The organism is Nocardioides sp. Root151, from assembly GCF_001427925.1.
GTDB lineage: Bacteria > Actinomycetota > Actinomycetes > Propionibacteriales > Nocardioidaceae > Nocardioides.
The window spans coordinates 137,277-148,036 of the sequence record NZ_LMGG01000004.1; the positions used below are offsets into that span (position 1 = coordinate 137,277).

General features: G+C 70.1%; 8 protein-coding genes. 6 read left to right on the forward strand and 2 right to left on the reverse strand.

The genetic code is table 11. The features are described from left to right. Window positions 1-83 precede the first annotated feature (83 nt). The 5 genes from infB (at window position 84) to ASD66_RS09185 (ending at window position 6,637) form a co-directional block, all read left to right on the forward strand. Entirely contained in the window at window positions 84-2,999 is a 2,916-nt protein-coding gene (gene infB / locus ASD66_RS09165) for a translation initiation factor IF-2 (protein ID WP_056890765.1), read from the forward strand. A 233-nt stretch (window positions 3,000-3,232) separates the two neighbouring features. Further along, a complete protein-coding gene (rbfA, locus tag ASD66_RS09170) occupies window positions 3,233-3,694 on the forward strand; it encodes a 30S ribosome-binding factor RbfA (RefSeq protein WP_056676454.1) in 462 nt (153 codons plus the stop codon). Further along, a complete protein-coding gene (gene truB / locus ASD66_RS09175) occupies window positions 3,691-4,587 on the forward strand; it encodes a tRNA pseudouridine(55) synthase TruB (RefSeq protein WP_268788271.1) in 897 nt (298 codons plus the stop codon). Before rbfA ends, truB begins: the two co-directional genes overlap by 4 nt. A 129-nt stretch (window positions 4,588-4,716) precedes the next feature. Then, a complete protein-coding gene (locus ASD66_RS09180; protein ID WP_056676457.1) occupies window positions 4,717-5,655 on the forward strand; it encodes a bifunctional riboflavin kinase/FAD synthetase in 939 nt (312 codons plus the stop codon). A gap of 1 nt (window position 5,656) precedes the next feature. Beyond that, window positions 5,657-6,637, forward strand: coding sequence for a hypothetical protein (locus tag ASD66_RS09185; RefSeq protein ID WP_056890766.1), 981 nt, complete (start codon window positions 5,657-5,659; stop codon window positions 6,635-6,637). Window positions 6,638-6,680: 43 nt separating this feature from the next. Here the strand turns inward: ASD66_RS09185 and ASD66_RS09190 are convergent, their stop codons facing one another. Beyond that, window positions 6,681-7,319: a LuxR C-terminal-related transcriptional regulator gene (locus ASD66_RS09190; RefSeq protein WP_056890767.1), complete on the reverse strand. Its 639-nt coding sequence runs from the start codon at window positions 7,317-7,319 to the stop codon at window positions 6,681-6,683. Next, window positions 7,271-8,419, reverse strand: coding sequence for a sensor histidine kinase (locus ASD66_RS09195; protein ID WP_056890768.1), 1,149 nt, complete (start codon window positions 8,417-8,419; stop codon window positions 7,271-7,273). The genes ASD66_RS09190 and ASD66_RS09195 overlap by 49 nt, the downstream gene beginning before the upstream one ends. A gap of 137 nt (window positions 8,420-8,556) precedes the next feature. Between ASD66_RS09195 and ASD66_RS09200 the strand changes: the two genes are divergently transcribed. Beyond that, a complete protein-coding gene (locus ASD66_RS09200; protein ID WP_056890769.1) occupies window positions 8,557-10,716 on the forward strand; it encodes an MMPL family transporter in 2,160 nt (719 codons plus the stop codon). Window positions 10,717-10,760: the final 44 nt, after the last annotated feature.

The window sequence follows — 10,760 nt, forward strand, 5'->3', positions numbered from 1 at the left end:
CGATGAGTTTGCACAACCACTAACGGTCCGAATCACCTCCTCCTGCATCAGGCAGCGTCGGGGCTCGGGCCAGAAGGAGAAGCGTGGCCAAGCCCCGAGTACACGAACTCGCCAAGGAATTCGGCGTCGAGAGCAAGTTTGTTCTCGAGAAGCTGAAGGAGATGGGGGAGTTCGTCAAGTCTGCGTCCTCGACCATCGAGCCCCCGGTGGCGAACCGATTCAAGAAGGAGTACGGCGAGCAGCTCAAGGCCGCCGCCGCCACTTCCGCCCCTGCAGCGCCTGCCAAGGCTGAGACCAAGGAGGCCGCCAAGCCGGCCCCCGCCGAGGCGCCCGCAGCGGCACCCGAGGCCCCGGCCGCTCCGGCTGCCGAGAAGCCTGCCCCTGTCGAGGCACCCGCCGCCGCCAACAAGCCGGCGACGAAGCCCGGGCCGCGACCCGGTCCGAAGCCGGCGCCCAAGCCGGCCGCCGAGGTCCCGGCCGAACCCGTCGCCGCCGAACCCGTCGCCGCCGAGCCCGTTGCCTCCGAGGCACCGGCTGCTCCGGAGACGCCCGCAGCCGAGGCACCCGCCGCGGCTGCTTCTGCCACGCCGAAGGCGCCCGCGCCGAAGGCGCCGGCCCCGCGTCCGGTGGGCAAGCCCAGCGGCACGCCGCGCCCCGGCAACAACCCGTTCTCGTCGAGCCAGGGCATGGGCCGTCGCCCCGCCCCTGCCGACCGTGGACCCGCGCCGAGCACCGGTGGCGGCACTGGTGCCCCGTCCGGCGACCAGCGTCCGCCGCGGCCCCCGGCCTCGCGTGACGGTGGTGCTCCGGGTCGTCCGGGCATGCCCCGTCCGAACCCGGCGATGATGCCCAAGTCCCCGGCCGCCTTCGGTGGCGGCCCCGGCGGTCGTGGTCCCGGTGGCCCCGGCGGCGGTCGTGGCGGTGCGCCCGGTCGCGGTGGTGCTCCGGGTCGTACCGGTGCTCCCGGCCGTGGCGGTGCCCCCGCCGGCGGTCCCGGTGGCGCACGCCCCGGTGGCTTCGGCCCCGCGGGTGGCGGTCGCCCCGGTGGCGGTCGTCCCGGTCAGCGCGGCCAGACCCAGGGTGCCTTCGGTCGCCCCGGTGGCCCGTCGCGTCGTGGACGCAAGTCGAAGCGGGCTCGTCGTCAGGAATTCGAGGCCATGCAGGCCCCGACGATCGGTGGCGTGCGCGTCCGCAAGGGTGACGGCGAGACCGTTCGCCTGGCGCGTGGCGCGTCCCTGACCGACTTCGCCGAGAAGATCAACGTCGACGCCGCTTCGCTGGTGCAGATGCTGTTCTCCCTGGGCGAGATGGTCACGGCGACCGAGTCGGTCGACGAGGCGACGTTCGAGCTGCTCGGCGAAGAGCTGAACTACGTCGTCCAGATCGTGTCCCCGGAGGACGAGGACCGCGAGCTGCTCGAAGGCTTCGACATCGAGTTCGGTGCCGACGAGGGCGACGAGGGCGACCTCGCGTTCCGCCCGCCGGTCGTCACCGTCATGGGTCACGTCGACCACGGAAAGACCAAGCTCCTCGACGCGTTGCGCAGCGCCAACGTCGTCGACAAGGAGGCTGGTGGCATCACCCAGCACATCGGTGCCTACCAGGTCGCGACCGACGTCGACGGCGACGAGCGTCGCATCACCTTCATCGACACCCCCGGTCACGAGGCGTTCACCGCCATGCGTGCCCGTGGTGCCCAGGCCACCGACATCGCGATCCTCGTGGTCGCGGCCGACGACGGTGTCATGCCGCAGACGGTCGAGGCGTTGAACCACGCCAAGGCCGCCGGTGTCCCGATCGTGGTCGCGGTCAACAAGATCGACAAGCCGGAGTCCGACCCGACGAAGGTCCGCGGACAGCTCACCGAGTACGGCCTCGTGCCCGAGGAGTACGGCGGCGACACCATGTTCGTCGACGTGTCGGCGAAGTCCGAGCTCAACCTCGACAAGCTGCTCGAGGCCGTCGTCCTCACCGCCGACGCGTCGCTCGACCTGCGGGCCAACCCCGACCAGGACGCCCAGGGTCTGGTCATCGAGGCGCACCTCGACCGTGGCCGTGGCCCGGTTGCCACCGTGCTGGTCCAGCGCGGAACGCTCCGGGTCGGCGACTCGATCGTCGCCGGTGCGGCTCACGGCCGGGTCCGCGCGATGCTCGACGAGCACGGCAACAACATCGAGGAAGCCGACCCGGCTCGCCCCGCCATGGTGCTCGGTCTGAACGCCGCCCCCGGCGCCGGTCAGACGTTCATCGTGGTCGACGACGACCGCATGGCTCGCCAGATCGCCGAGAAGCGTGAAGCCCGTGAACGCGCGGCCATGCAGGCCAAGCGCCGCGTGCGTCGTACGCTCGAGGACTTCATGGCCTCCATGGAGAAGGGCGAGAGCCAGGAGCTCAACCTCATCCTCAAGGGCGACGTGTCCGGTTCGGTCGAGGCCCTCGAGGACTCGCTGGCCCAGATCGACGTCGGCGAAGAGGTCTCGCTGCGCGTCATCGACCGCGGTGTCGGTGCGATCACCGAGACCAACGTCGACCTGGCCGCCGCCTCCGACGCCATCATCATCGGCTTCAACGTCCGCCCGCAGGGCAAGGCGAGCCAGATGGCCGAGAAGGAAGGTGTCGAGATTCGTTACTACTCGGTCATCTACCAGGCGATCGAGGAGATCGAAGCAGCGCTCAAGGGCATGCTCAAGCCGGAATACGAAGAAGCCTCCCTGGGCAAGGCGGAGATCCGCGAGATCTTCCGCTCGTCCAAGGCCGGCAACATCGCAGGCTGCATGGTCATCGACGGCACCATCCGCCGCAACGCCAAGGCGCGTGTCCTGCGCGACGGCGCCGTGGTGGCCGACAACCTCGACCTCTCCTCGCTCAAGCGGGAGAAGGACGACGCGTCCGAGGTCCGCGAGGGCTTCGAGTGTGGTCTGGTGCTGAAGAACTTCCAGGACATCAAGATCGGCGATGTCGTGGAGTCCTTCGAGATGCGCGAGATCCCGCGCGGCTGATCCAGCATCATCGGTGAGGCGGGTCCGGCTGTTGCCGGGCCCGCCTCGTCGGNTCTTCGCTGCGCGCGCCGCGGCCAAGCCCCTTTACGCCGCCCCGGGCTGGCGCGGCTCCGGCCGCAGGTCGTCACCCCGTGCGGGCCAATGCAGTCCCGCCCACAACCGAACCCGTCAAAGCGGGGACCTAGACTCATTCTTCGCGGGCTTGTCCCGCGCACGTACTTCCAGGAGGAACCATGGCCAGCCCACGGGTTCGCAAGATTGCGGACCGGATCAAGATCATCGTCGCCGAGATGCTGGAGCGGCGGGTCAAGGACCCTCGTCTCGGGTTCGTCACCGTCACTGACGTGCGGGTCTCCGGCGACAGCCAGCACGCGACCGTCTTCTACACGGTGCTCGGTGAAGAGGACTCGCTGGCCGGCACCGCCGCTGCGCTGGAGTCGGCCAAGGGGCTGATCCGTGCCGAGGTCGGCAAGCAGCTGGGCATCCGCCACGTGCCGACGCTCGAGTTCATCCACGACGCACTGCCGGAGACGGCTCGCCAGCTGGACGACGTACTCGCTCGCGCCCGGCAGATCGACGAGCAGGTCGCCGCGACCCGTGAGGGTGCGACGTACGCCGCCGGCGAGGACGCCTACAAGAAGCCGCGCGTCGACGAGGACGCCGCGGACGAGGCAGACGAGGCCGACGAGGCGTGAACGCCGCCGGTGCCGCCGGACTGGTCGTGGTCGACAAGTCCGGGGGCATGACCTCGCACGACGTGGTCGCGCGGGTACGCCGCCTGGCCGGCACCCGCAAGGTCGGCCATGCCGGCACGCTCGACCCGATGGCAACCGGGGTGCTGGTGCTCGGCGTCAACCGGGCCACCCGGCTCCTCGGACACCTGATGCTGACCCAGAAGGGGTACGACGCCACGGTGCGCCTCGGCGTCTCGACGACCACCGACGACGCCGAGGGCGAAGTCATCGCCGAGGCGGTCGCGGCCAACCAACAGCCGGGACTGGTCGAGGCCGAGTTCGCCCGTCTGGTGGGCGACATCGAGCAGGTGCCGACCGCGGTGTCGGCGATCAAGGTCGACGGCAAGCGCGCCTACCAACGCGTCCGTGACGGTGAGGCCGTCGCGCTCAAGGCCCGCCCGGTGACCATCCATGCGCTGGAGGTGCTCGATCAACGGGTCGTCGGCGACTGGCTGGACGTCGACATCTCGGTGCGCTGCTCGAGCGGCACCTACATCCGCGCGATCGCCCGCGACGTCGGTGTGGCACTGGGTGTCGGTGGACACCTGACCGCCCTGCGGCGTACGGCGGTCGGCGGCTTCGACCTCTCCGTCGCACGCACGCTCGATCAGCTGAACGACGAGTTCGCGATGGTGCCGATCGCCGACGCGGCGCGGGCCACCTTCCCGGCGTACGAGCTGGACGACGCGCAGGAGGTCGACGTACGCGTGGGCCGCAAGCTCGCCATCGACCTCGAGGGGCTGACCGCGGTCTTCGCCCCCGACGGCGAGTTCCTCGCCCTCTACGAACCGGTCGCGTCGGAGGCGTCGGGCGTGCTGGCCAAGCCGGTCGCCGTCTTCACCGGTAGTCCCTGACGTTTCGGTCCCTCCGAGGCGATACTCCCTGACGTTTCGGTCCTTGAGGCTCAAGGACCGAAACGTCAGGGAGTATCCAGGGGTGAGGGCGCAAACGTCAGGGAGTATCGATATGGGAGAGTTCTGGCTGTGCAGATCTGGCGTTCCCTGACCGACGTGCCCGACGGCATCGGTCGCACCGTGGTGACGATTGGCAACTTCGACGGTGTCCACCTCGGACACCAGCACGTCGTACGACGGGCGCGAGAAGTAGGCGACGAGCTGGGCATCGCGCACGTCGTGGCGGTGACCTTCGACCCGCACCCGATGGCCGTGCTGCGTCCGGAGCACGCACCCTCGACGCTGAGCACCATCGAGGACCGTGCCCGGCTGCTCGGCGAGGCCGGAGCCGACGGCGTCCTGGTCCTGCCGTTCGACCGCGAGATCGCGGGGTGGACTCCCGAGGAGTTCATTGACCGGGTGCTCGTCACCGCACTGAAGGCAAGGGCCGTCGTGGTCGGTGCCAACTTCCGCTTCGGCAACCGCGCCGCGGGCGACGTGAACACCCTCCGGGCGACTGGGGCGAGCCGCGACTTCGTCGCCGAGGGCATCGCCCTCGACGGCGGCCCGCAGGTCTGGTCCTCGACCTACGTGCGCACCTGCCTCGCCGCCGGCGACGTCTCGGGCGCTGCCGAGGCCCTGGGTCGTCCGGTGACCGTGCGGGGCGTCGTGGTCAAGGGCGACCAGCGCGGCCGCGAGCTCGGCTTCCCCACGGCCAACGTGCCCACCACGGGTGCAGCAGCGGTCCCCGCCGACGGCGTGTACGCCGGGTGGCTGCGCCGCCTCGACACCGACGAGACGTTCCCCGCCGCGATCAGCGTCGGCACCAACCCCACCTTCGACGGGGTGCGCGAGCGTCGTGTCGAGTCCTACGTGCTCGACCGCACCGACCTGGACCTGTACGGCGTGGAGGTCGAGGTGGAGTTCGTCGAGCGGATCCGCGGCATGGTCGCCTTCGAGGGTGTGGAGAAGCTGGTCGAGACGATGCACGGCGACGTCGACCGCACCCGCGAGATCCTCGGGCTCTGACGTGGCGGACCAGGCCGACCGGGCCGACGTCGCGGCGGTCGAGGACTGGTTCGTCGCCAACGGCCTGCCCTACTTCGTCGACGGCATCCGCGAGGACGTCGGCCGGCGGATGCGCCCGTCCCGGCTGCTGGCTGTCCTGGTCGTCGGCGTCGTGCTGGCCGTCCCGGTCGGCCTGGCCGTCGGGCTGTGGGCCGACCAGGTGTCGTACGGCGTCTCCAGCGCCCTCACCACGCTTGCCGGTGTCTTCGGCCTCTACGGGCTGCTGACCCTGAAGGCGTGGCTGTGGATCCGCTGGGCGGCCGGCCAGACACTGGGCTCGCTGAGCCTGATGGTCCCGCTGGTGACCCGGGCGCTGCCGCTGCTGCTGCTCTTCATCACGTTCCTGTTCATCAATGCCGAGGTCTGGCAGGTCGGGGCGACTCTCGACGGCGGCATCATGTGGGCGGCCGTGATGCTGTTCGCGGCGATCGCGGTGGGCTTCCTGCTCTCGCGGCTGCCGGAGGAGCTCGACGCCTTCGACCGAGACTTCGACATCACCAGACTCTCGAGCGCCTGCCGGGGCACGCCGCTCGAGACTGAGGCGAACCGGCTGCGCGAGACCCACACGCAGCTCCCCGTCCCGCCGGAGGTGACCGGGTTGCAGAAGGCCAACCTGGTGCTGGTGCTCCTGGTCGCCCAGATCGTGCAGGTGCTGCTGTTGTCCCTCTCGGTGTTCGCGTTCTTCATCCTCTTCGGCGTGGTGGCCATGGACGACGCGGTCATCGAGACCTGGGTCGGCCACAGCCCCGAGACCTTCCTCGGACCGGTCAGCCGCGAGCTGGTGCAGGTCTCGGTATTCCTCGCCGCGTTCAGCGGGCTCTACTTCGCGGTCTACGCCGTCACCGACGAGCTCTACCGCAAGCAGTTCTTCACCTCGATCACCCGCGAGCTCGAGCGCGCGGTCAGTGCCCGGGTGGTCTACCGCTCGATGCGCCGGGGTTGAGTGCTGAAGTGGTGGCCCGGGCCGCCACCTCAGCACTCGACCTTCAGACGCGTAGCCAGGCCAGCACGGCACGCACCCGACGGTTGTCGTCGTCGGCCACGGGCAGGTCGAGCTTCGCGAAGATGCTGTTCGTGTGCTTGGCCACTGCCTTCTCGGTGACGAACAGGGCGCTGGCGATCGCCTGGTTCGAGCGACCCTCGGCCATCAGGGCCAGCACCTCCTGCTCGCGGGGGGTCAGCCTGTCGACCGGCTCCTCGCGCTTGGCCATGATCGTGGAGATGACCTCCGGGTCGATGACGGTGCCGCCGGCCACGACCCGGCGTACGCCGTCGACGAACTCACCCACGTTGGCGACCCGGTCCTTGAGCAGGTAGCCCACCGCCCCCTGGCCGCTGGCCAGGAGCTCGCGGGCATAGAGCTGCTCGACGTACTGCGAGAGCACCATGACCGGGAACCCGGTCCGCTCGGCGCGGATCTCGATCGCCGCGCGCAGGCCCTCGTCGGTGAAGGTCGGCGGCATGCGTACGTCGAGCACGGCACCGTCGGCCTCGTTCTCACGCAGGGCGACGGCGAGCGTGGTCGCATTGTCGACGGCTGCCACGATCGTGGCGCCGTTGGCCTCCAGCAGCCGGATCAGGCCGTCCCGGAGGAGGGCGTTGTCCTCGGCAACGACAAGGCGCACGGAACCTCCAGGGTGATCAGCGTCGGACCTCCAGCGGGACTCGACACCCTCATCGTGCCGTCAAACGCGGCCAGCCGCCGCATGACCCCCCGCATGCCGGTGCCCGCGTTCACGTCGGCACCGCCCCGGCCGTCGTCGCCGACGACGGCGTGGAGGCGTCCGTCGGTCCAGCGCAGCTCGACCCAGCCGTTGGCCGCGGCCGCGTGCTTGCCGATGTTGGCCAGGCACTCGGCGATCGCGAAGTAGACCGCGGACTCGACCGGAGCCGGCGGTCGACCGGCCAGGTCGGTGGTGACCTCGACCGGCACCGCCATGTCGAGGGCCAGGGCCTGTACGGCGCCTGCGAGGCCCCGGTCGGCCAGCACCGGCGGGTGGATGCCGCGCACCACGGAGCGCAGGTCGCCGAGCGCCGCGCCGGTCGTGTCGCGGGCCTCGGTGACCAGCTTGCGGGCCGCCTCCGGGTCCCGGGCGAAGAGGTCGTCGGCCATGCCCAGCGTCATGCCGAGGGCGACCAGTCGGGCCTGGGCGCCGTCGTGCAGGTCGCGCTCGATGCGCCGCAGCTCCGCTGCCGAGTGGTCGACGGTGTCGGCGCGCGAGACGGTCAGGTCGACGACTCGCTGCTCGAGCTGGCCGGTGTGGCCGCGGCTGAGCAGCGCCCGGTCGAGCATGGCGCGCAGTCGCATGATGTGCGGAGCGCCGTACCACCAGAAGGCACCGGTCACCACGACCAGCAACAGCAGCACGGTCAGCAGGCTGAGGATGAAGCCGACCGGCACGATGACCAGTGCCCAGGTGAGCTCGCGCCAGGTCATCGGGTCGCGGGCCCAGGTCTGGAGGCGGGTGAAGAGCGGCTGGCCCGTCGAGGGCAGGCGGTTCGCCGGCACGTCGTGCCCGAGCGTCTGCGCCGCCATCGACCGGTGCCGGTCGGTGATCCAGTGCAAGGACGGAAGGGCGGCCAGCAGGATCGGGATGCCCACGGTGACCACCGTCAGCACGCCGCCGAGCACGACGAACACGACCGTCACGAGCACGAGCGGAAACATCAGCAGCTGGAGGGCCGCGAATCCGGTGAGCCGCAACGGGCCTGGCTTCTCTTCCATGCCGCCATCCTCCCTGATTCCCCGACTCCGGACAGTGGTGCTGGGTCCACCCCCGTCGTGGAACCAGCGCCCCTGACCGGAGCTCGTGGGGCCACAAGGCTGGACGCAACAGACCAGACTCTTGAAGGAGCACGGACATGGCAGTCCACAACCCGCTCGCCGGCCTCTCGCTGAAGGCCGCCCGGTGGAGCGCAACCCATCCCTGGCGGGCGATTCTCGCCTGGGTCGGCTTCGTCGCCGTCTCCGTCGGGCTCGCGATGGCGGTGCCGACCGTCAACGCGGACGGCGAGGACTACTACATGGGGGAGTGGGGTCGGGCCACCCAGATGATCGAGGACGCCGGCCTCGACAACCCCGACAGCGAGGTCGTGCTGATCACCGCCGACGGCGACCTCGACCAGGCGAAGGCGGAAGCGGCGGCGGCGGAGCTCACCGAGCGGATGCGCGCCACCGACGGCGTCGACGCGGTCGCCGAGCCCCAGTGGAGCCAGGACCGGTCCGCGCTGCTGGTCTCGGTGCAGCTGGCCCGCGACCAGGAAGACGTCACGGACCTGCAAGCAGTGACCGAGGACGTCGCCGCCGACCACACCGACCTGCAGATCGGCCAGGCGGGTGACAACTCCGTCGACGACGCGATCAACGACCAGGTCGCCGACGACCTCTCCTCCGCCGAGGCCACCAGTGTGCCGATCACGCTGATCCTGATGCTGATCGCCTTCGGTGCCCTGATCGCCGCCGGCATCCCCGTCCTGCTCGCCGTGACGAGTGTCGCCGCGACCATGGGGCTCACCGCGCCGCTGTCGCACCTGATCCACGCCGAGGACACGGTCAGCAGCATGATCGTGCTGATCGGCATGGCCGTCGGCGTCGACTACTCACTCTTCTATCTCAAGCGCGAGCGAGAGGAACGCGCGAAGGGCCGCACCACCCTCGACGCTGTCGAGATCGCCGCCGAGACCTCGGGCCACTCGATCCTGGTCTCGGGCTTCGCCGTGATCGCCTCGATGAGCGGACTCTTCGTGGTCGGCGGTGCCACCTTCAACTCGCTGGCCGCGGGATCGATCCTGGTCGTCGCGATCGCCGTGCTCGGCTCCATCACGGTGCTCCCCGCCCTGCTGGTCAAGCTGGGCCGTTGGGTGGACCGCCCCCGCGTGCCGTTGCTGTGGCGGATGAACCGCCGCATCGGTGCCGGTGGCATCAGCAGCCGCGTGCTGGCACCGGTCGTACGCCGACCCGCGGCCGCGCTGGTCGTCTCTGTCCTGGCAGTCGGAGCGCTGGCCGTCCCCGCGCTCGGCATGAAGCTCCACTCAGGCAGTCTCGAGACCCTGCCCACCAAGATCGAGGAGGTTCAGACGCTGCGCGCCGTGGCCGACAAGTTCCCCAGTGAAGGGCCGGCAGCCGAGGTGGTCGTCCGGGGCGGAGGCGACGACGCCCGCGCGGCGCTCGACCAGGTGCAGGAGGCAGCCCTCGAGACCGGCCGGTTCGTCTCTGCCGGAGCCGACCCGATCCGGACCTCGAAGGACGGCGAGACCTCGGTGCTGACCCTGGCCATGCCGTACGACGAGGCCGACGACCGGGTCGACCGGGCACTGGAGACCCTGCGCGACGACGTGCTGCCGCCGGCGCTCGACGACACGGGCGCGACCTACGCCGTCGGTGGTGGGGCCGCGTCGTCGTACGACATGGTCGACCACCTCAACAGCTATCTGCCGCTGGTGATCGGGTTCATCCTGCTGCTCACCATGGTGATGATGGGCTTCGCGTTCCGCAGCGTGCCGATCGCGTTGGTCTCGACCGGGCTGAACCTGCTCTCGGTGGGAGTCGCGTTCGGCCTGATCACGCTGGTCTTCCAGCACGGCTGGGGCGCCGATCTGCTCGACTTCTCCAGCCCCGGCTTCGTGATCGACTGGATCCCGATGTTCGTGCTGGTGGTTCTGGTCGGGCTCTCGATGGACTACCACGTGTTCGTGCTCGGGCGGGTTCGTGAGTACGTCGAGGCCGGAATGCCGACGCGCCTGGCGGTGCGCAAGGGCGTCGCCGACACCGCCGGTGTCGTGACCAGTGCCGCGGCGGTGATGGTCTCCGTGTTCGCGATCTTCGCGACGCTGAGCATGATGGAGATGAAGATGATGGGCGTCGGCCTCTCGGCCGCGATCCTCATCGACGCGACCGTCATCCGGCTGGTGATGCTGCCGGCGATCCTCGTGCTGCTCGGTGACCGGGCCTGGCCCGGTCAGCCGAAGGACGCGCGCGGTGAGCAGGTGGCGGAGAACGACCCGGGCTACGCCCTGGTCTGAAGCCTGTTGGGCAGCGATGAATTCAGGGCGTGGCGGGGGTCAGA